Source organism: Leisingera sp. ABM4_103 (genome assembly GCF_056158685.1).
Map to the genome: position 1 here is coordinate 169,574 of NZ_JBSWTU010000006.1, position 19,899 is coordinate 189,472.

At 64.8% G+C, this 19,899-nt stretch carries 17 protein-coding genes; 10 read left to right on the plus strand and 7 right to left on the minus strand.

Features of this window, described 5'->3' with window-relative positions:
- Position 1: 1 nt before the first annotated feature.
- Both ACXAED_RS21550 and ACXAED_RS21555 read left to right on the plus strand, forming a co-directional pair.
- Positions 2-1,564 carry a trimethylamine methyltransferase family protein gene (locus ACXAED_RS21550; RefSeq protein ID WP_475053442.1) on the plus strand — a complete coding sequence of 521 codons (1,563 nt, stop codon included), beginning with the start codon at positions 2-4 and terminating at the stop codon, positions 1,562-1,564.
- A 1-nt stretch (position 1,565) separates the two neighbouring features.
- Positions 1,566-2,237, plus strand: coding sequence for a TetR/AcrR family transcriptional regulator (locus tag ACXAED_RS21555; protein ID WP_475053443.1), 672 nt, complete (start codon positions 1,566-1,568; stop codon positions 2,235-2,237).
- Between the two features lie 126 nt (positions 2,238-2,363).
- On the opposite strand, the gene speB is transcribed toward ACXAED_RS21555, so the two are convergent.
- Positions 2,364-3,329, minus strand: coding sequence for an agmatinase (gene speB / locus ACXAED_RS21560; RefSeq protein ID WP_475053444.1), 966 nt, complete (start codon positions 3,327-3,329; stop codon positions 2,364-2,366).
- A 128-nt stretch (positions 3,330-3,457) separates the two neighbouring features.
- On the opposite strand from speB, the gene ACXAED_RS21565 reads away from it, so the two are divergent.
- The 5 genes from ACXAED_RS21565 (at position 3,458) to ACXAED_RS21585 (ending at position 9,889) form a co-directional block, all read left to right on the plus strand.
- Complete coding sequence (locus tag ACXAED_RS21565; protein ID WP_475053447.1) at positions 3,458-4,369, plus strand: LysR family transcriptional regulator; 912 nt, start codon at positions 3,458-3,460, stop codon at positions 4,367-4,369.
- Positions 4,369-4,977, plus strand: coding sequence for a RidA family protein (locus tag ACXAED_RS21570; RefSeq protein WP_475053448.1), 609 nt, complete (start codon positions 4,369-4,371; stop codon positions 4,975-4,977). The genes ACXAED_RS21565 and ACXAED_RS21570 overlap by 1 nt, the downstream gene beginning before the upstream one ends.
- A 312-nt stretch (positions 4,978-5,289) precedes the next feature.
- A complete protein-coding gene (locus ACXAED_RS21575) occupies positions 5,290-6,798 on the plus strand; it encodes an FMN-binding glutamate synthase family protein (RefSeq protein WP_475053449.1) in 1,509 nt (502 codons plus the stop codon).
- Positions 6,799-6,833: 35 nt separating this feature from the next.
- On the plus strand, positions 6,834-8,507 hold the full coding sequence (locus tag ACXAED_RS21580) for an acetolactate synthase large subunit (protein WP_475053452.1): 1,674 nt from the start codon (positions 6,834-6,836) through the stop codon (positions 8,505-8,507).
- Entirely contained in the window at positions 8,504-9,889 is a 1,386-nt protein-coding gene (locus ACXAED_RS21585) for an aldehyde dehydrogenase family protein (protein ID WP_475053454.1), read from the plus strand. Before ACXAED_RS21580 ends, ACXAED_RS21585 begins: the two co-directional genes overlap by 4 nt.
- 37 nt (positions 9,890-9,926) lie before the next feature.
- Here ACXAED_RS21585 and ACXAED_RS21590 read toward each other — a convergent pair whose 3' ends face one another.
- Entirely contained in the window at positions 9,927-10,817 is an 891-nt protein-coding gene (locus tag ACXAED_RS21590) for an AraC family transcriptional regulator N-terminal domain-containing protein (RefSeq protein WP_475053456.1), read from the minus strand.
- Positions 10,818-11,018: 201 nt separating this feature from the next.
- On the opposite strand from ACXAED_RS21590, the gene ACXAED_RS21595 reads away from it, so the two are divergent.
- From ACXAED_RS21595 to ACXAED_RS21605, 3 genes are read left to right on the plus strand one after another with little or no spacing between them, the layout of a single operon-like run.
- Positions 11,019-11,858 (plus strand): SDR family NAD(P)-dependent oxidoreductase, encoded by an 840-nt coding sequence (locus ACXAED_RS21595; protein WP_475053459.1) that lies wholly within the window; start codon positions 11,019-11,021, stop codon positions 11,856-11,858.
- Positions 11,859-11,893: 35 nt separating this feature from the next.
- Complete coding sequence (locus ACXAED_RS21600) at positions 11,894-12,355, plus strand: (2Fe-2S)-binding protein (protein WP_475053461.1); 462 nt, start codon at positions 11,894-11,896, stop codon at positions 12,353-12,355.
- 1 nt (position 12,356) lies between these two features.
- Positions 12,357-14,534 carry a xanthine dehydrogenase family protein molybdopterin-binding subunit gene (locus ACXAED_RS21605; protein WP_475053462.1) on the plus strand — a complete coding sequence of 726 codons (2,178 nt, stop codon included), beginning with the start codon at positions 12,357-12,359 and terminating at the stop codon, positions 14,532-14,534.
- Positions 14,535-14,610: 76 nt separating this feature from the next.
- On the opposite strand, the gene ACXAED_RS21610 is transcribed toward ACXAED_RS21605, so the two are convergent.
- The 5 genes from ACXAED_RS21610 to ACXAED_RS21630 all read right to left on the minus strand — a co-directional run bounded on the left by ACXAED_RS21610 (position 14,611) and on the right by ACXAED_RS21630 (position 19,672).
- Positions 14,611-15,513, minus strand: a complete 903-nt coding sequence (locus tag ACXAED_RS21610) for a complex I NDUFA9 subunit family protein (protein ID WP_475053464.1) — start codon at positions 15,511-15,513, stop codon at positions 14,611-14,613.
- 267 nt (positions 15,514-15,780) lie between these two features.
- Entirely contained in the window at positions 15,781-16,818 is a 1,038-nt protein-coding gene (locus ACXAED_RS21615; protein WP_475053467.1) for an extracellular solute-binding protein, read from the minus strand.
- Between the two features lie 20 nt (positions 16,819-16,838).
- Positions 16,839-17,648 (minus strand): ABC transporter permease, encoded by an 810-nt coding sequence (locus ACXAED_RS21620; RefSeq protein ID WP_421054972.1) that lies wholly within the window; start codon positions 17,646-17,648, stop codon positions 16,839-16,841.
- A gap of 3 nt (positions 17,649-17,651) precedes the next feature.
- On the minus strand, positions 17,652-18,581 hold the full coding sequence (locus ACXAED_RS21625) for an ABC transporter permease (RefSeq protein ID WP_475053471.1): 930 nt from the start codon (positions 18,579-18,581) through the stop codon (positions 17,652-17,654).
- Positions 18,581-19,672 (minus strand): ABC transporter ATP-binding protein, encoded by a 1,092-nt coding sequence (locus tag ACXAED_RS21630; protein WP_475053473.1) that lies wholly within the window; start codon positions 19,670-19,672, stop codon positions 18,581-18,583. Before ACXAED_RS21630 ends, ACXAED_RS21625 begins: the two co-directional genes overlap by 1 nt.
- Positions 19,673-19,899 lie beyond the last annotated feature (227 nt).

Below are 19,899 nucleotides of genomic sequence, written 5' to 3' on the forward strand. Positions count from 1 at the left end.
GATGACCATCGAAAACGACAGCGCCGCCCGCGGACGCCGCCGCCGGGGCCGAAGCCGCGGGGCGGAGGCCGCCCCGGCCCCGCAGCGCCAGGTGAACTACCGCCAGCTCAAGAACCCCTTCCCGCTGATGGAGGTCTTCCTGGCGCATCAGATCGCGGACATGCATGAAACCGCGCTGAAAATGCTGGAAGAACTGGGCATAAAGGTACTGCTGCCCGAGGCCCGCCGGATCTACGCCAGGGGCGGCGCCCGCGTCGATGAAGACAGCGAAATGGTCTTTATCGGCCGCGACATGGTGGAGGCGGCGCTGGCCACAGCCCCTCGCTCGATCACCTGCCGGGCAGGAAGCCGTGAGCGCGACATCACGCTGGAGCTCGGCAGCCTGGTGTTTCAGGCCGGCGCTGGCGCGCCCAATGCCACCGATCTTGAACGCGGCCGCCGTCCCGGCTCCGCCCGGGACTATCTGGAATACCTCAAGCTCACCCATCACTTCGACGTCTTCCACATGATCTCGCCCCAAGTGGAGCCGCAGGACGTGCCCGTGCACCTGCGCCACTACTTCACCACCGAGGCGCAGATGACGCTGACGGACAAGTTCCCCTTCATCTATTCCCGCGGCACGCCGCAGGTGATGGACTGTTTCGAGATGATCCGCGATTTCCGCGGCCTGTCGGACGCCGAATTCCGGTATGAGCCGCGCTGCTACACCATCATCAACACCAACAGCCCGCGCACGCTGGACATTCCGATGGCGCAGGGGCTGATCGACTTTGCCCGTCACGGCCAGGTTTCGATCATCACGCCGTTCACCCTGATGGGGGCAATGGCGCCGATCACCGTCGCTGGATCCATTACCCTCAGCCACGCGGAGGTGCTGGCGGCGCTGACGCTGACTCAGCTGACAAACCCCGGCGCGCCGGTGTGTTATGGCACCTTCACCTCCAACGTGGACATGAAATCCGGCGCGCCGGCCTTTGGCACCCCTGCGCATTTCCAGGCCTCGCTGGCGGCGGGCCAGCTGGCACGCTTCCTCGGCCTGCCCTGGCGGTCGGCGGCCGGGTCGGCCTCGAACTGCAACGACGTGCAGGCAGCCAATGAAAACCAGATGGGCCTCTGGGGCTGCCTGATGGCCGGCGCCACGGTGATCATCCACTCGGCCGGCTGGCTGGAGGGCGGGCTGACCGTGTCCTATGAAAAACTGATCACCGACGCCGAGGTCCTCAACATGATTGCCGAACTCTGCGCGGGCGCCCAGGCGGGGGCGGATGAGATCGGCTACGCCAGCGCGCTGTCGCAGGTGGAGCCGCAGGGGCATTTCTTTGCCGCCCCCCAGACCATGGACCGCTACAGCACCGAGTTCTATGAGCCGGTGGTGCATGACTACGCCAATTTCGGCACCTGGACCGAACGCGGCAGCCTGGACGCCAATCAGCGGGCCACCCGGGTCTGGAAGGACATCCTGGCCCGTGATACCCGGCCTCAAACCGATGAAACCCGCGTTGACGCCCTCAAGAGCTTCATCGCCAAACGCACCGCCGAAGGCGGCGCCCCGCCGGAGAGCTGACATGGGCAAACGCGCGGCCCCGGTGCTGCACCGGGACAACCCGGACAAGGAGCCGCTCAGCGGCCATGTGAAGGTGACGCCGGAAGACTGGCTGAACGTGGCCCGCGACCTGCTGGTCAGCGAAGGCGTGGCCGGGGTCAAGGTGCTGGCCATCGGCGAGCGGCTGGGGGTCTCGCGCTCCAGCTTCTACTGGTACTTCAAGAGCCGCAAACACCTGCTGGAGGCGCTGCTGGACGATTGGGAGGCCCGCAACACCGCGCCCATCCTGACCCATTGCAAATTGCCAGCTGACAATATCACCTGGGCGGTCTGCAATTTCTTCCGCTGTTTCGTCGATCCGGACCTGTTCGACGCGTCCCTGGATTTTGCGGTCCGCGAATGGTCGCGTCGCGACGGCAAGGTCCGCAACCGCATCGACGCGGCGGATGCGCTGCGGCTCAAGGCGGTGACCGCCATGTTCGAGCGCCACGGCTATAGCCCTTATGAGGCCGACGCCCGCGCCCGGATCCTCTATTTCATGCAATGCGGCTACCACGCGCTGGAGGTTCGCGAGCCGATGCAGGCCCGCACCGCGCGGCTGGAAGGCTACCTGCTGGGGTTCACCGGGGTGGCGCCTGATCCCGAAGCCGTGGCGGCAGCGCGGGCGTTTGCGGAAGGCAAGATGGACCGCTGACGCGGCAGCGGCGGGAGCGAGGGGCCGGCCCCTCGCGCTCCCCGGAGTTTTTTTGGAAAGATGAAACAGGCAAAACGGCTGCGAGCCTGCTGCCGCCCTGCAGTTCCCGGGGCAATGGGAACATGCTCATTGCTGATTGTGGAAGATGAAGCCGATGAAGTTCAGCAACAGCTGTGCGGCCAGGATTTGCGTGCTCTCGGACGGGTCATAGGCCGGGGCAACCTCCACCAGGTCGATCCCCACCACATCGCCGCGTTTGCTGAGCCCCTGCAGGATTTCCAGCACGTCATAATACTGAAAGCCGCCGTGGCTGGGGGTGCCGGTGCCGGGCGCGATCGACGGGCAGAAAGCGTCAATGTCGATGGTCACGTAATAGCGCGCGCCTTGGGGGATGCGCTCCAGCACGGCGTCCGTCCCCAGCTTGCGCACCTGGCGTACCGACAGGATGTCGGAGCCGCGCTCGCGGGCGTCGATGTAGCCTTCCCTGGCGGTCGAGGACACGTTGCGGATGCCCAGCTGGGTCATGCCGGAGACGTAATCCTTCTCGATCGCGCGGCGCATCGGGTTGCCGTGGCCGTCGGTGACGCCCTTGCGCTCGTCGACGAAGTCCAGATGCGCGTCGATCTGGATCACGTGGATCGGCCCGTTCTTGGCGCAGTCCTCGGCATAGGCGTTGATGCAGGGGATGTTGATCGAATGGTCGCCGCCGATGGTGACGGGCAGCGCGCCCGCGTCCAGGATCTTCTTCACGCCGTATTCGATATTGGCGTGGCTCTCTTCGGTCTTGGTGTGGATGATGTCGGCATCGCCCAGATCGACGATCCGCACGTCCGCGCCCAGATAGGTGGCGTCATCCTCGTGATCATAAGCGCCGGCATGGCCGAAGCTGAACAGCGTCGAGGCCTCGCGCACCGCCCGCGGCCCGAACCGCGCGCCGGAGCGGAACTGGCAGCCGAAGTCAAACGGCGCACCCAGAACCGCAACGTCGGCGTCGATGCTGTCCCACTCCTCCACGTAAGGCTTCTTGCCAAAACTGGCGATGCCGACAAAGGGCAGGTTCAGGCGGCCGGAGTCGTACCCGTGTCCAGACATAAGCATCTTCCTTTATCTGTCTGGCGGCAGTTCAGCACAGTGCACAGCATAAAACTATTTCACATTGCTTATGCTCACATGAAAAAGTCTCATGTAATAGCTGCCGCACCGCAGGGAGGATCCGCACCATGAAGCTTCTGCGCAATACGCTGCTGGAGACCTTTGTCGCCGTCGTCGACTGCGGCGGGTTTTCTGACGCGCAATATGCGCTGGGAGTCACCCAGTCAGCGATCAGCATCCGCATCCGCGATCTGGAAACCTCGCTCGGCTACCGGGTGTGCGAGCGCGGCCGCGGCGGCTTCCGCCTGACCGAGCGCGGCGAGATCGCCTATGAAAAGGCCCGCGATATCCTGCGCAGCGCGCGCGACTTCGACGCCGAACTGCTGGAGCTGCGCGACGCCGTCACCGGCGACCTGCGCATCGGCGTGGTGGACGCGGTCAGCAGCCTGCCCGGCCTCAACCTGACCCGCGCCTTGCGGAAATTCCTCGCCCGCCCCAACGAAGTGCGGCTGGAAATCGTCGTTGCCTCCCCCGCCGACCTGACCCAGCAGCTGATCACCGGCGCCCTGCATGCGGCCATCGCACCGTTCCGCAACCAGATCGCCGACCTGGCCTATGAGGAGCTGTGCAGCGAGGAACATCGCCTTTACTGCGGCCAGGACCACCCGCTGTTCACCCTGCCGCAGCAGCAGGTCAGCCCGCAGGAAGTCGCCCAGCACCCGCTCTGCCAGCGCTCCTATGACATGCTGGTCTCCCCCGATCTCGGCAGCCCCGACCCCCAGGCGGTGGTCGCCAACATGGAGGCGATGGCGATGCTGATCGAAACCGGCCAGTACCTCGGCCCGCTGCCGGTGCATTATGCCGATGCCTGGGTGCGCGCAGGCCGGTTCCGCGAGCTCACCCACCCGCAGCTGCGCTGGCACTCCGCGTTTTGCCTCGCCACCCGGCGCAACCAGGTCCACCGGCGCGCGGTGGAGCTGTTTGTCCAGGATGTCCGCGCCGCCTGCCGGCACCGGCCCGCACCCGCCGCACAAACCTGATGATCCTGCAGACTGGAAAGCCATTGGTCCTGGGCAGCCATACCCTGGTTCAAGTCTGGGCATGGGTTGCCAATCGCGTTAACCCTGATCCGGCGCATTTTTACCAAACACAGATCAATCTTCGGAGCTATTTCATGAATTCGATTGAAAAGAACCTGGCAAGCCTTGGAGTAATACTGCCCCAAGCCCCCCGGCCCCTGGGCAATTTCGCCCCTTATCTGGTGGATGGGGAGTTTCTGTATATCTCGGGGCAGATATCCATAGCGCCAGATGGCCGGGTAATCCAAGGAAAGCTCGGCCAGGACATCGATATTGAACAAGGGATCGAAGCCGCGCGCTGCTGCGGGATCGGCATCCTGGCCCGCGCCAAAGCCGCCATCGGCGATCTCGGCAGGATCGAACGGCTCATCAAGCTGGGCGGTTTCGTGAATGCCCACCCGGATTTCTCCGACCATCCCAAAGCCGTGAACGGTGCGTCGGACTTCATGGTGCAGGCGTTGGGGCCGGAGAAAGCAAACCATGTGCGTTTTGCTGTCGGCAGCGCAAGCCTGCCCGCAAACGCGGCTGTTGAGATTGAGGCGGTATTCCGTATCAGGCCGGAAGCCTGACGCCGGACCCGGCCGCCTGAGTTAGGCAGTCGGCCCGTCCCTCGGTCTGGACAACTTTCGCCCCGCTGGCGCAGTATCGCGAACAGGAGCGGCGCCCGCGCCGCAGGGTGGAACCAAACCGGCCTGCCACCCGTTATACCCAGGGCGCACCTGCCCTGCGGGCCTGCGGCTTTCATACCGCCTCCGGCGCGGCTCCTGAGGAAGTGATCGGCCCGTGAATGCATTACCTGCGGCCGATGCACATTCTGTAACGGCATAAGCCGGGCGTGCGGAGCCAACCGCCGCCGAGCCCCTGAAGGAGCGATGGAGAACATGTCCCAGATATCCAGCACCGTCCTGGCGCTGCTCGAATTGCTGTCTTACCTTTTTGTATTTGCCATCGGAGCAGGCCTGTTGTGGTTGATCGTTCTGTATGTCCGCGACAAGACACAGACCGACAGCACCCTGCGCCGCAACTATCCGGTGATTGCCCGCTTCCGGTATCTGTTCGAGCACCTGGGAGAGTTTTTCCGGCAATACTTCTTTGCCCTCGACCGCGAGGAGATGCCGTTCAACCGCGCCGAACGCTCCTGGGTTTACCGCGCCGCCAAGAATGTCAACTCCACCATCGCCTTCGGCTCCACCCGTGACCTGCGGCGGCCCGGCACCGTCTATTTCGCCAATTGCCCCTTCCCGTCGCTGGCGCAGGACGCCTCGCCGCCTGCCGCCCTCACCCTCGGCCCTTATGCGCGCCACCCCTACACCACGGACTCGATCTTCAATATCTCCGGCATGAGCTATGGCGCCATTTCGGTTCCCGCGGTGCGGGCGCTCTCGGCCAGCGCCAAAAAGGCCGGCATCTGGCTCAACACCGGCGAGGGCGGCCTGTCGCCCTACCATTTGGAAGGCGGCTGCGACATCGTGTTCCAGATCGGCACCGGCAAGTTCGGCGTCCGCAAGCCCGAGGGCGGCTTTGACGAGTACAAGCTGCGCGCGGTGGCGGCCCATGAAACCGTCCGCATGTTCGAACTGAAGCTCAGCCAGGGCGCCAAGCCCGGCAAGGGCGGCATCCTGCCCGGCGCCAAGGTCACCAAGGAAATCGCCGAAATCCGCGGCCTCACCCCCGGCGAGGACGCGATCAGCCCCAACCGCCACCCGGAAATCGACTGCGTCGGCGACCTGCTGGACATGATCGCCTATGTCCGCGAGGTGACCGGCAAGCCGGTGGGCTTCAAGGCGGTGCTCGGCGCCTATGGCTTTATCGAGGGGCTGTGCCAGGAGGTCCTCTCCCGCGGCATCGAAAGCGCGCCGGACTTCATCACCATCGACAGCGCCGACGGCGGCACCGGCGCCGCCCCGATGAGCCTGATCGACAACATGGGGATGCCGCTGCGCGAAAGCCTGCCGCTGACCGTCGACGTGCTCACCCGCTATGGCCTGCGCGACCGCATCAAGGTCTGCGCCAGCGGCAAGCTGATCAACCCGTCAGAGGCCGCCTGGGCCTTCTGCGCCGGGGCCGATTTCGTCAACTCCGCCCGCGGCTTCATGTTTGCGCTCGGCTGCATCCAGGCCCTGCAGTGCAACAAGAACACCTGCCCCACCGGCATCACCACCCACAACCGCAAGCTACAGTTCGGCCTCGACCCGGCCAGCAAATCCGAACGCGTCGCCTATTACGCGAAGAACATGAAGAAAGAGGTCGGCATCATCGCCCACAGCTGCGGCGTGGCCGAGCCGCGGCTGCTGAAACGCTACCACGCGCGCATCGTGCTGGATAACGGCCGCTCCGTCTCGATGGATGAGCTGTATCCCACGCCGGAGCAGCAGCACGCCGCGCAGTAACCCGCCCCCAAGCCATTCAACCAACAGGAGCCCCCATGCCAGACACCCAATCCTCGACCCCAGCTCCATCCAAAGCCTCCGACCTGCTTGTTGCCGCACTGGAGACCGAAGGCGTCGAATACGTCTTTGCCGTCCCGGGCGAGGAAAATCTCGACCTGCTGGAATCCATGCGCACCTCCAAGATCGAACTGGTGCTGACCCGCCACGAGCAGGGCGCGGCCTTCATGGCCGCCACCTATGGCCGCCTGACCGGCAAGGCGGGCGTCTGCATGGCCACGCTTGGCCCCGGCGCCACCAATTTCGCCACCCCCGCCGCCTATGCCCATCTGGGGGCCATGCCGCTGATCATGATCACCGGCCAGAAACCGATCAAGAAATCGAAACAGGGCCGCTTCCAGATCATCGACGTGGTGGGCCTGTTCGACCCGATCTGCAAAATGTCCAAGCAGATCGTGCACGGCAACACCATCCCGGCGCTGATCCGCGAGGCCTTCCGCACCGCCGAGGAGGAACGCCCCGGCGCGGTGCTGCTGGAACTGCCGGAGGATATCGCGGCAGAGGAAACCGATACTTCCGTCCTGCAACCGCACCCGCGCCATTACGCAGTGGCAGGGGACGAGGTGCTGAACGAGGCGGCGGAGATGATCCGGGCCGCCAAGATGCCGCTGCTGCTGGTCGGGGCCGGCGCCAACCGCCGCAAGGCCCGCTCCGCGCTCTGCGATTTCACCGACCTGATCCAGATCCCCTTCTTCAACACCCAGATGGGCAAGGGCGTGGTCGACGAACGCTCGGACCTGTTCCTGGGCACCGCCGCGCTGTCGGATGGCGACTATCTGCACTGCGCCATCGAACGCGCCGACCTGATCATCAACGTCGGCCACGACGTGGTCGAAAAACCGCCCTTCTTCATGGAGGAAGGCGGCACCAAGGTGATCCATGTGAACTACAAGGCGGCGCAGGTCGACCAGGTCTATTTTCCGCAGCTGGAGGTGGTCGGCGACCTGGCCCAGTCCATCACCCGGCTGGGCAAGATCCTGGGCGGGCCGCTGGACTTCGACCGCAGCTATTTCGAGCGCGTCAAGCAGGAGACCGACGGCCATATCTCCGAAGGCGCCGATGACGCGCGCTTCCCGGTGATCCCGCAGCGGCTGGTGGCCGACACCCGCAAGGTGATGGGGGAATGCGATATCATCGCGCTGGACAATGGCATCTACAAGCTCTGGTACGCCCGCAACTACAAGGCCTACCAGCCCAACACCGTTTTGCTGGACAACGCGCTGGCGACCATGGGCGCAGGGCTGCCCTCGGCGATGATGGCGGCCAAGCTGCACCCGGACCGCCGGGTGATGGCGATCTGCGGCGACGGCGGCTTCATGATGAACAGCCAGGAGCTGGAAACCGCTGTCCGCCTCGGCCTGAACCTGGTGGTCACCGTGCTGAACGACAGCGCCTATGGCATGATCCGCTGGAAACAGGCGCACGCCGGGTTCGGGGACTGGGGGCTGGAGTTCAACAACCCCGATTTTGTCCAGTACGCAGGCAGCTACGGCGCCACCGGCCACCGGATCGAGCGCACCGAAGACCTGCTGCCCACCTTTGAAAAAGCCTTTGACGCAGGCGGCGTGCATCTGATTGATGTGCCGGTGGACTACAGCGAAAACCAGCGGGTCCTGATCGAGGAACTGGCCGCAAAGGTATGCCTGATATGAGCGAACCCATAGACGTCGTGAACCCCTTCAGCCTTGAGCGTATCGGCACGGTCGAAACCAGCGATTGGGATCAAATCGACGCCATGCTGGACACCGCGCACAACCTGTTCCGCCAGCGCGATGGGTGGCTGCCGGCCTACAAGCGGATAGATATCCTCAAGAAAACCGCCCGGCTGATGGAGGACCGCTTTGACGAGCTCGCTCTCTTGATCGCCAGCGAAGGCGGCAAGCCCCTGGTGGACGCCAAGGTCGAGGTCAAGCGCGCCATCGACGGAGTCGGGCTCTGCGTGCATGAGATCGGCCAGACGACCGGCACCGAAATCCCGATGGATTTGACCGAGGCCGGATCGGGCCGCATCGCCTTTACCCAGCGCGAGCCGATCGGCGTGGTGGTGGCCGCCAGCGCCTTCAACCACCCGCTGAACCTGATCGTGCATCAGGTCGCCCCCGCCGTCGCCACCGGCTGCCCGGTGATCGTCAAACCGGCAATGGATACGCCGCTGTCCTGCGAAACCTTCGTCGCCATGCTGCATGAGGCCGGGTTGCCGCAGGACTGGTGCCGCGATGTGGTCTGCTCCAACGCGGTGGCAGAGATGATGATCACCGACCCGCGCGTCGGCTTCTTCTCCTTCATCGGCTCCGCCCGCGTCGGCTGGATGCTGCGCTCGAAACTCGCTCCCGGCACCCGCTGCGCGCTGGAACACGGCGGCGCCGCCCCGGTGATCGTGGCCGAGGATGTGCAGATCGACGCGATGATCCCGCTGCTGGCCAAGGGCGGCTTCTACCACTCCGGCCAGGTCTGCGTCTCGGTCCAGCGCGTCTTTGCCCCCGCCGCCAGGGCCGAAGAGATCGCGCAGAAACTGGCTGAGGCCGCCAAGGCGCTGAAAGTGGGCGACGCCACCGACCCAACCGTCGACTGCGGCCCGCTGATCCGCCCGGGCGAGGTCGACCGGGTCGAGGACTGGGTGAACGAGGCGCTGGACGGCGGCGCCAGACTGCTGGCGGGCGGCAAGCGCCTGGGCGAGACCACCTACGCCCCCACCGTGCTGCTGGACCCGCCCGCGGATGCCCGCGTCTCGCAGCAGGAAATCTTTGGCCCGGTGATCTGCGTCTACAGCACCGACAGCATTCCGCAGGCGATTGAGGCCGCCAACAGCCTGCCCTATGCCTTCCAGGCCGCGGTCTTCACCCAAAGCCTTGACACCGCGATGCAGGCAGTACGCCAGCTCGATGCCACCGCGGTCATGGTCAACGATCACACCGCCTTCCGCGTTGACTGGATGCCCTTCGCCGGCCGCCGCCAGTCCGGCTACAACACCGGCGGCATCGGCTACACGATGCATGACATGACCCAGGATAAGATGGCGGTGATCAAGCTCTGACGCGGTGGTGCACCGGGCAGGCCGTCGAAAAGCCTGCCTAGGACGCCGCCGCCTGTGCCGGCTTCTCGTCCCGCGGCGGGATACCGAATTTGCGGGCATATTCCCGGCTGAACTGGGTCGGGCTTTCATAGCCCACGTCGTACGCCGCCGAGGCCACCGATTTCCCGCCGCTCATCAGCAGGCGGCGCGCCTCCAGCAGGCGCAGCTCCTTCTGGTATTGCAGCGGCGTGGTGGAGGTGAGCGACTTGAAATGCTCGTGGAAGGTCGACTGGCTCATCCCCGCCGCGGCGGCCAGCTCTGCCACCGCGATCGGCGCCTTGTAGCCGGTGCGGATCAGCGCAATCGCCTTGGAAATCCGGCTGGCCGGGCTTTCGTGCAGCAGCAGCTGCCGAAGCATCCCGCCGTGCTGGGCCCGCAACAGCCGGAAATGGATCTCCTTGAGCACCAAAGGCGCAAGCGCCTGCACCTCCACCGGGTCCTGCGACAGCCGGAACAGCCGCGCCATCGCATCGGTCAGCGCCGTGTCGCTGTCCGCCACGCTCATCGAATGCGTGCCCCGCTGCTGCCCCTCCGCCGCGCCGATCTCATCATAAAGGCTGCGCGCGGTGGCCAGATCCAGCCGCAGCGCCAGCGAGACATAGGGCTTCTCTGGTGCAGCTTCGATCACCCCGGCCGTGACCGGCAGCGCGTGGCTGACGATCAGCGACATGCCCGCGCCGTATCGGATCACCCGGTCCTCCAGATGCGCTTCCTTGGCGCCTTGCAGCACCAGGCACATGACCGGCTCATAGACCATCGCCTGAAACGCGGTCGGGGTCTCGCGGCAAAAGGCAAACAGCCCGTCGACCCCGGTCTCGCACCCGTCTTCCGGCGCGCCTTTTTCGCGGACAAAGGCGGCAACGTCGTCGATCAGATCCTGCGGCACCATGGGCGGTCCTCCTCTTCGCCCTGAATATAGGCGGGCGGCGGCGGCGAAAGAACCGCAATTCCCGGCCCGCCGGAGGATCAGGCAGATCATCCGGAGGATCAGGCAAGGCAATCCGTCCCGCGCGCCCTACCTTTTGCTGCAACAAACACAGCCGGGGCGGCGGCAAGCCCTGGCGGCACAACGCTTCCGGGAGGACATCTCATGTACAAAGACGCGATTGCAGCAGGCGGCGTGGCGGTGGTGACCGGCGGCGCCAGCGGAGTTGGATTTGCGGCAGCAGAACGGTTTGCCCAGGCCGGGCTGGGGGTGGTGCTGGCCGACCTGCCGGGCGAGGCGCTGGACCAGGCAGCCGAAAAGCTGCGCAGCCAGGTGAAGGCCGGCGCGCCGGTGCTGGCGGTTCCAACCGACGTCAGCAAGCCGCAGGACCTCACAGCCTTGGCCGATGCGGCCTTTGACGCGGGCGAGGTGGCTGTGCTGATGAACAACGCAGGCATCGCCCGCCCCTCCGGCAGCTGGGAAGAACCGGACGCCTGGCGCGCGATGATCGAGGTGAACCTCTTTGGCGTTCTGAACGGTGTGCAGGCCTTCCTTCCCCGGATGATCGGCGCCGCGCGCCCTGCGGTAGTGGTCAACACCGGCTCTAAACAGGGCATCACCACACCGCCGGGCAACCCGGGCTACAATGTCTCCAAGGCTGGCGTGAAGGTGCTGACGGAGATGCTGGCCCATGACCTGCGTCAGGCCGATGCGCCCATCACCGCGCATCTGTTCGTGCCCGGTTTTACCTATACCGGCATGATCGCCAGCTTCATGCCGGAAAAACCCGCCGCCGCCTGGACCTCAGAACAGACGGTGGACCACCTGCTGACCCGCATGGCGGCGGGCGATTTCTATATCCTCTGCCCGGACAATGACGTCACACCGGGCCGCGACCGCCGCCGGGTCACCTGGGCCTTGGGCGACATCCTGGAAAACCGACCGGCCCTGTCGCGCTGGCATCCCGATTACGCCGATGCCTTTGCCGACTTCGAAAAATCCTGAACCTGTCATTCCAGCCAAGGGGAGGCCCCATAGCCATGGCAATTTCATTGAAACTCAACGGCCAGACGCATCAGGTCGAGGCCGACCCCGGAACCCCGCTGCTGTGGGTGATCCGGGATGAATTGAAGCTGACCGGCACCAAGTTCGGCTGCGGCGTGGCCGCCTGCGGCGCCTGCACCGTGCATCTGGACGGGGAGCCTGTGCGCTCCTGCCAGACCTATGTCGAGGACGCCGAGGGCGCCGAGATCACCACCATCGAAGGCTTGAACTCCAAGGTGTCCAAGGCCGTGCAGGACGCCTGGGTCGAACTGGACGTGGTGCAATGCGGCTACTGCCAATCGGGCCAGATCATGTCTGCCGTGGGGCTGCTTAGCGAAAACCCCAAGCCATCGGCGGAAGAGATCGACAGCTACATGAACGGCAACGCCTGCCGCTGCGCTACCTACCAGCGCATCCGCGCCGCGATCCAGCGCGCATCCGAAATGATGGAGGCCTGATATGACCCTCAACACCTCCCGCCGCGGCTTCCTCGCATCCGCTGCCGCCGCCGCTGCCGTCCTATATGTCGGCGTCCGCCCCAACGGCGCTCTGGCCGCAGGCGCCGCGCCGGCGCAGCTGAACCCCTTTGTGAAGATCAGCGCAGACGGCACCGTCACCGCAATCGTCAAGCACTTCGAGAAGGGCCAGGGCCCGGCCACCGGCCTCACCACCCTGATCGCCGAGGAGCTGGGCGTCTCAATGGAAGACATCCAATACGAGTTCGCGCCCTCCGACGCTTCGCGCTATGCCAACCTGGCGTTCGGCCAGATGCAGGGCACCGGCGGCTCCACCGCGATGGCCAATTCCTTTATGCAATACCGCCAGGCCGGGGCCGCCGCGCGTGAGATGCTGATCAAGGCCGCGGCTGAGGCCTGGGGCGCAGACGCCGCGGAGCTGACGCTGGAGGATGGCGTCATCAAGGGCGCAGGCCAAGAGGCGCCGCTGGCAGAGTTTGTCGCCGCCGCCGCGCAGATGGAGGCCCCGGCAGAGCCGCGGCTGAAGGAGCCCAGCGAATTCCGCCTGATCGGCAATGCCTCGGTCAAGCGCAAGGACTCCCTGCCCAAGACCAACGGCACCGCGATGTATGCGATGGACCTGCATCTGCCGGACCAGATGGTTGCCGTCATCATCCGCAGCCCGCGGATGGGCGGGCTGGCCAACGGGTTTGACGATGCTGGTACCAAGGAGGTCAAAGGCTATTTCCGCGCGGCCCTGCTGCCCAACCAGGCAGGTGTCGCAGTTTATGCCGAGGACACATGGGGCGCCTTCCAGGCCCGCGATGCAATCACCGTGGACTGGGATTTCGCCAACGCCGAAAACCGCAGCTCGGACCAGATCCGCGAAGAACTGCTGGCCGCGGTGAACGCAGAGCCGGAGTATAACGTGACCGGCGCGGACCAGGCCGCCACCACAGAGCAGATAGAAGGGGCGGCGCAGGTGGTGGAGCAGACCTTCTACTTCCCGCTGCTGGCGCACGCGCCGATGGAGCCGCTCACCTGCACCATCGAGGCCGATGAAGACGGCGGCGTCACCCTGCACGACGGCTGCCAGTTCCCCTCCGGCCCGCATATGGCGATGGCGCAGATCTTCCAGCTGCCGATGGAGAAGGTCCGCATCAACACGATGTTTGCCGGCGGCTCCTTCGGCCGACGCGCCACGCCGACGGCGGATTACCAGGTGGAGGCGGCGCTGGCCTTTGCCCTGACCGACCGCTCGCGCCCGGTGAAACTGGTCTGGTCGCGCGAGGATGACATCACCGGCGGCTATTACCGCCCCGCCGTGGCGCACCGGGTGCGGGTGGGCCTGGACGCGGAGGGCAACATCACCGGCTGGGACCACCGCATCGCCGCGCAATCTATCCTCAAGGGCACCGCGTTTGAGAGCATGATGGTGCACGGCGGTGTCGATCACAGCTCGGTCGAGGGCGTAGCGGACACCCCCTACAGGATCCCGGGGCAGTTCACCGGGCTCACCGACGTGGCCAAGGCGACCTCCGTCCTGTGGTGGCGCTCAGTCGGGCACACCCACACGGCCTATGTGATGGAGGTGATGATGGACGAAGCCGCCCGCGCTGCCGGCCGCGACCCGGTGGAGTTCCGCCTCGCCCTGCTGGAGGGCGGCGGCGCCGATCAGCAACGGCTGGCGGGCGTCCTGAAACTGGCCGCCGACAAGGGCGGCTGGGGCAGCGCGCCGGAGGGCCGCAGCCAAGGCATCGCCGTCCACAAAAGCTTTGGCAGTTACGTGGCTGAGCTGGTGGAGATCTCCGGCAATACCGATGACGGGGTGAAGATCGAAAAGGTCACCTGCGCGGTGGATTGCGGCATCGCGGTCAACCCGGATGTGATCAAGGCGCAGATGGAAGGCGGCATCGGTTACGGCCTGGGCCATGCCATGCGCAACGAGATCACCCTGACCGAAGGCGTCGTCGATCAGTTCAACTTCCCGGACTATGAGCCGCTGCGGATCGGCGATATCGGCGCCATCGAGGTGCATATCGTGCCCTCTGCCGAGATGCCAACCGGCGTGGGCGAGCCCGGCACCCCGCCCTCGGCCCCGGCGCTGGCCAATGCCATCGCGGCGGACGGCCCGCGGGTGACAGAGCTGCCGATGAACCTGAACGGCGTCAGCTTCGCCTGAGCCGCTCCCCGCACCGGGCAAGTGGCCTGGTGCGGGAAATTCCGGTTGAAGCAAAGGGATTTGACTGCCCCGCCGCTCAGACCAGCCCCATGCCAATGGCGGAGTGCGGGGTGATCCCGAGATCGGCAAATCCCGCCATCGTCTCCCCCACGGTATTGTCCTGCTCCATAAGGGCGATCTGCGCCTGGGTCACCGGCGGCCGCGGCAGCAGCGACAGCGGCGCCGCGCCCGCCCGCCACAGCGCAAAGGGCACCGGCAGCAGCAGGCGCCGGCGGCCGGAGCGGGCGGCCAGCCGCCGCAGGATTTCCCGGTAGGTGAAAACATCCGGCCCGCCCAGTTCAAACACCTTGCGGGGCGCCCGCGCGCCATCCAGGATCCGGCAGATGGCTTCGGCCACGTCGCCCGCCCATACTGGCTGCAGCCGCGTACGCCCGCTGCCGAACAGCGGGATCACCGGCAGGTGATCGACGATCTTCTGCAGATCGCCGAAAAAGGCGCCGCTGCGGCTGAACATCACGCTGGGCCGCAGGACGATGGCGCCAGGGCAGACGCTGCGCACGGCGGCCTCACCCTCAGCCCGGGCCCGCACATAGGCGGAGGGCGATTGCAGGCTGGCGCCAATCCCGGAAATGTGGACCAGCTGCTGAACACCGCTGTCACGCGCCAGCCGGGCGATCTGCCGGGCGGCATCGGTGTGCACATCCTGAAAGCTCTGCTGGCGGGTTTCGGCATAAAACCCGATGCAATTGACCACAGCCGACGCCCCCTCCAGCGCCCGCGCCAGCGAGTCCGGGTCCTCGAGATCCATGCCCACCAGCCGGACCCCGCTATCCCAGCTGCTGCGATAAGAAGCGGCTGCATCCGGCGACCGGGTTCCGGCGCTGACCGGGCAGCCGCGGTCCTGCAGCCGGCGCACCACCCGCTGGCCGAGAAACCCGGTGCCGCCAAGCACAATAACATTCCGGACGCTGGTCTTCATGGCGAATTGCCCCGCGTTAGCCCGTGCAACTGACGCGGACCGCTGCCGGCCCCGTCCCGCCACAGGCCAGCCCGGGCGGCACACACGCCCGGGCGGAACAACCCATAGCTGCGCCATCACATAGCGCGGCGAGCCGCCTAGGCCACCGCCGGCGTGAATTGCAACCCGGCTGGCCTCAGACGCGGTCTAAAGACACTCCTCCCTTCCTCTTGCCGGAAATATTCTCGGGGGAGCGCGAGGGGGCAGACAGCCCCCTCGCTTCGGCGGTCATTTTTTGAGGTTGGTCCAGATCTGGTCGTAAACCGCCTGGGTCTGCTGGTCGCAGACCTCGATAAACACGCCCTGGCCCGCTGCCGCAGGTGGGTTGCGTTCCGGCAGCGCAGCCAGGTCCGCGTCCAGATAGGCTTCAGTCCCGGCCACGCCTGCATTGTACTGGGCATAGTTGGTGACCGCGGCGATATTCTCAGGCTGCAACAGGAAATCCATGAATTTCAGCGCATTCTCCCGGTTCGGCGCGTCTTTCAGCAGCACCACATTGTCCATCCAGACAACATAGCCCTCCTTGGGGAAGGCATATTCCACATTGGCCCCTTCGGCGCGCGCCTTGGCGGAAAAGCCGTCGTAGATCATCCCCGCAGCGGCATCGCCGGAGACCAGCACCTCCTTGGCAGTGTCGGAGTTGAACGAGGCCCAATGCTGCTTGGCCCCCTGCAGCATCGCATTCAGCGCCTTCAGCTGGTCGCGGTCGGTGGAGCACTGGGGGATGCCCAGATGCAGCGATCCCAGCGCCATCATCTCACCCTGGCTGTCCAGCACGTTGATCTTGCCCGACAGCTCTGCCGGCGGCTCGAACAGGATGCCAGTGGTCAGGATATCGCCGCCATAGGCGTCGCGGTTTACCGCAAAGGCGGTCGAGCCCCACTGGTAGGGAATGGAATGCGCCCGGCCCGGGTCAAAGCCGGGGTCGGCCCATTCCGGTGCGATGTTGCCCTTGTTGGCCAGCTCACCGTCGCCGATGGTGTCCAGCAGGCCCTCACCAGCCATGATCTTGACCATGTAATCGCCCGGCACCGCCAGGTCATAGGTGCCCATGCCGCCCGCCTTCAGCGTCGCCAGCATGGATTCATTGGAGTCATAGGTGTCCATCGTCACTTTGATGCCGGTCTCGGCGGTGAACTTCTCCAAAAGCTCCTGCGGCATGTATTCGAACCAGTGGTACAGCACCAGCTTGCCCTCGGCGGCGGCGGCATTGGCAGCGAGGCTCAGCGCAAGCGCGGCGGCGCTGGATTTCAGCAGGGTTTTCATGAGGTTCCTCCCGTTTTGGATCATTTATTGCTGTCGGATTTGCTGACGAAGTAGCTGATGGTGACCATCACCACCGAGACGCTCAGCAGCATGGTCGAGATCGCCATGATGTTGGGTTTGATGCCCTGCTTGACCGACCCGAAGATCGCGGTGGGCAGGGTCTCGACGCCCGCGCCCTTGACGAAATTGGTGATGATGAAGTCATCCAGCGACACAATGAAGGCCAAGAGAAAGCCGGAGATGATGCCCGGCGCCATCAGCGGCATCAGGATCTTGGTGAAGGCCTGCCGCCGGGTGGCGTAAAGGTCCATCGCCGCCTGCTCGAAGCTGTCCTCGATCCCCTGCATCCGGGCCGAGATCGGCAGATAGGCAAAGGGGATGCAGAAGGCGATATGGGCGACCAGGATGGTCAGGTAGCCGCGGGTGAAGCCGATGGCGTTGAAGAAGATCAGCGTGGCCACTGCGGTCACGATCTCCGGCACCATCAGCGGCAGCGAGATCAGGCCAAAGGACACTGTGCGCATCTTGAACTGGCCGCCGCGCACCATGGCGGTGGCTGCCAATGTGGCAATCATCGTGCTGGCGGTGGCCGCCATGATGGCGATGGTGAAGCTGTTGAAGGCCGCACTCTTGAACTTGGCGCTTTCCGGTCCGGTGAACACGTCCGCGTACCAGCGGAATGACAGACCTTCCCAGTTGGTGATCGAAGCGGAGGCGTTGAAGCTGTAGATGGTGACGATCACCAGAGGGGCGTACAGCACCACCAGGCACAACAGGGTGACCGAGCGGAAGCCTTTGTAGGCTTTGATATTTTCATTCACATGCGCCATGGCTCATTCCCCTGCCTTGTCTGCTTTGGCCTGCTGGCGGGCGGAGAACATCAGGATGATCAGCACCATGGTCAGCAGGATCATCGAAGCCGCTGCGCCAAAGGGCCAGTTGCCGGCGTTGCCCTTGAACTGCTCCTCGATCAGCGAGCCGATCATGAAGTTCTTGGCCCCGCCCAAGAGATCCGGCGCCAGGAAGGAGCCCATCGACGGCACGAACACCAGGATGCAGCCCGCCACCACGCCCGGTTTCACTGCAGGCAGCACGATGCGGCGCAGGGTGGTCCATTTGCTGGCATAAAGGTCTGCCGCCGCCTCGGAGAGCGAGAAGTTGTAGCGCTCCACCGCGGCATAAATCGGCAGCACCATGAACGGCAGGTAGGAGTAGAACAGCCCCAGCTGCACCGCAAAGTTGGTGTTGACGATATGGATGGGAGAGTCGATCAGCCCGGTGCCGATCAGGAAGTCATTCAGCGGCCCCTGATCGCGCAGCAGGAATTTCATGCTGACGGTGCGGATCAGCAGATTCACCCAATAGGGAATGGTGATCAGGAACACCCAGACGGGCCGCACGTTTTCCGGCCGCGTGGCGATGAAATAGGCAGTGGGGAAGCCGATCAGAAGGCTGAGCAGCGTCGCCGCCCCGGCCTGCCAGATCGAACGCCAGAAGATGGTGATATAGGTCCACTCGAGCTTCGGCGGCTCATCCCCGAACAGCCCGCGGTCAAAGAAGAACTGATCGTAAGCCGCGAGTGAAGGTTCCCAGATCACCCCGCCGCGGAACTCCTTGGTCAGGAAGGAATAGATCAGCATCATGCAGACGGGACCCAGCACAAAGATGCCGAGCACCGCCCAGGACGGCAGCAGCAGCCAGCCGCGGGCGTCCTTGTAGGTGTCTGCGCGGGCTGAGCCGCCGCTTGCTGCGCCTGCTGCCATCAGTCCATCAGGAGGCGCCCGGCCCCCAGCTCCATGTTGACGAAAATCTCGCTGCCCGGCTCAAAGATCCGCTTGTTGCCGCGGTCGGAATTGGAGGTGCGCACGATGAACTGCGGTCCCTCGGCCAGATCGACCAGCGTGCTGATGTCGGTGCCGACAAAGATGTTCTCGGCAACCCGGCCCTTGAGGCTCTCGGCCTCCACCGGCACGTCGGACATGAACAGGCGTTCAGGCCGCACCGACATATGCACCTTGGCGCCTGCGCCGATGCCGTCCACCGAATTGCAGGTCAGCGCATGACCGCCGCCAAAGTGGCAGACCGCGCGGCCGTTCATCACCTGATCGACAGACACCTCCAACAGGTTGGTTTCCCCGATGAAATCCGCCACGAACATGTTGCGCGGCTGCTCATAGATCTCGGTCGGGGTGCCCAGCTGCTGCATCTCGCCCGCCGACATCACCGCTATGCGGTCGGACATGGTCAGCGCTTCCTCCTGGTCGTGGGTCACGAAGATGAAGGTGATCCCGGTTTCCCGCTGCAGGTGCTTCAGCTCAAGCTGCATGGCTTTACGCAGCTTCAGGTCCAGCGCCGACAGCGGCTCATCCAGAAGCAGGACTTTAGGCTGTGGCGCCAGCGCACGCGCCAGCGCCACACGCTGCTGCTGGCCGCCTGAGAGCTGGGACGGCTTGCGGGCAGCGAATTGCGACAGCTGGACCAGCTCCAGCATCTCGCCCGCACGTTTGCGGGCGGCGGATTTGGACTTGCCGCGCATCTCCAGGCCAAAGGCCACGTTGTCCAGGATCGTCATATGCGGGAACAGCGCATAGTTCTGGAACACCGTGTTCACCGGCCGCTGATGCGGCGGCAGGCTTTCGATCTCGTCGCCGAACAGCAGGATCTCGCCCTCGGTCACATCCTCGAAACCCGCGATCATCCTGAGCAGCGTGGTCTTGCCGCAGCCCGAAGGCCCCAGCAGAGTGAAGAACTCATTGTCCTTGATGGTCAGCGAAATGCGCTTGAGGGCGGTGAAATCCCCATAGCGTTTGACCGCATTGCGCACATCAATCGCATCTGTCTTGTTGCCGGGCACTTGCGCCTCCCCGTCTGCCGCGTTTCGTTTGATCCAGCATAGGAAGGCCCGGGGGCTGCACTAAGAATTGACTCCCTCAGCAAATGTTAGTCTTTGCCTAATCTTTCTTACTTGTTCAAAATCAATATCTTACAGCACCCCTCTTCGGCTTTGCCTGCCCCTAAGCCTTGCGGCGGAAACCGTGTCTTTGGCCTGCGCGCAGGTACCGCTAAGCTGGGGGCGGCATT

Excerpts from the sequence above, each read along its gene's own strand:
- ACXAED_RS21550 (WP_475053442.1), top strand. The coding sequence starts at position 2 with ATGACCATCGAAAACGACAGCGCCGCCCGCGGACGCCGCCGCCGGGGC.
- ACXAED_RS21555 (WP_475053443.1), top strand. The coding sequence starts at position 1,566 with ATGGGCAAACGCGCGGCCCCGGTGCTGCACCGGGACAACCCGGACAAG.
- speB (WP_475053444.1), bottom strand. The coding sequence starts at position 3,329 with ATGTCTGGACACGGGTACGACTCCGGCCGCCTGAACCTGCCCTTTGTC.
- ACXAED_RS21565 (WP_475053447.1), top strand. The coding sequence starts at position 3,458 with ATGAAGCTTCTGCGCAATACGCTGCTGGAGACCTTTGTCGCCGTCGTC.
- ACXAED_RS21570 (WP_475053448.1), top strand. The coding sequence starts at position 4,369 with ATGATCCTGCAGACTGGAAAGCCATTGGTCCTGGGCAGCCATACCCTG.
- ACXAED_RS21575 (WP_475053449.1), top strand. The coding sequence starts at position 5,290 with ATGTCCCAGATATCCAGCACCGTCCTGGCGCTGCTCGAATTGCTGTCT.
- ACXAED_RS21580 (WP_475053452.1), top strand. The coding sequence starts at position 6,834 with ATGCCAGACACCCAATCCTCGACCCCAGCTCCATCCAAAGCCTCCGAC.
- ACXAED_RS21585 (WP_475053454.1), top strand. The coding sequence starts at position 8,504 with ATGAGCGAACCCATAGACGTCGTGAACCCCTTCAGCCTTGAGCGTATC.
- ACXAED_RS21590 (WP_475053456.1), bottom strand. The coding sequence starts at position 10,817 with ATGGTGCCGCAGGATCTGATCGACGACGTTGCCGCCTTTGTCCGCGAA.
- ACXAED_RS21595 (WP_475053459.1), top strand. The coding sequence starts at position 11,019 with ATGTACAAAGACGCGATTGCAGCAGGCGGCGTGGCGGTGGTGACCGGC.
- ACXAED_RS21600 (WP_475053461.1), top strand. The coding sequence starts at position 11,894 with ATGGCAATTTCATTGAAACTCAACGGCCAGACGCATCAGGTCGAGGCC.
- ACXAED_RS21605 (WP_475053462.1), top strand. The coding sequence starts at position 12,357 with ATGACCCTCAACACCTCCCGCCGCGGCTTCCTCGCATCCGCTGCCGCC.
- ACXAED_RS21610 (WP_475053464.1), bottom strand. The coding sequence starts at position 15,513 with ATGAAGACCAGCGTCCGGAATGTTATTGTGCTTGGCGGCACCGGGTTT.
- ACXAED_RS21615 (WP_475053467.1), bottom strand. The coding sequence starts at position 16,818 with ATGAAAACCCTGCTGAAATCCAGCGCCGCCGCGCTTGCGCTGAGCCTC.
- ACXAED_RS21620 (WP_421054972.1), bottom strand. The coding sequence starts at position 17,648 with ATGGCGCATGTGAATGAAAATATCAAAGCCTACAAAGGCTTCCGCTCG.
- ACXAED_RS21625 (WP_475053471.1), bottom strand. The coding sequence starts at position 18,581 with ATGGCAGCAGGCGCAGCAAGCGGCGGCTCAGCCCGCGCAGACACCTAC.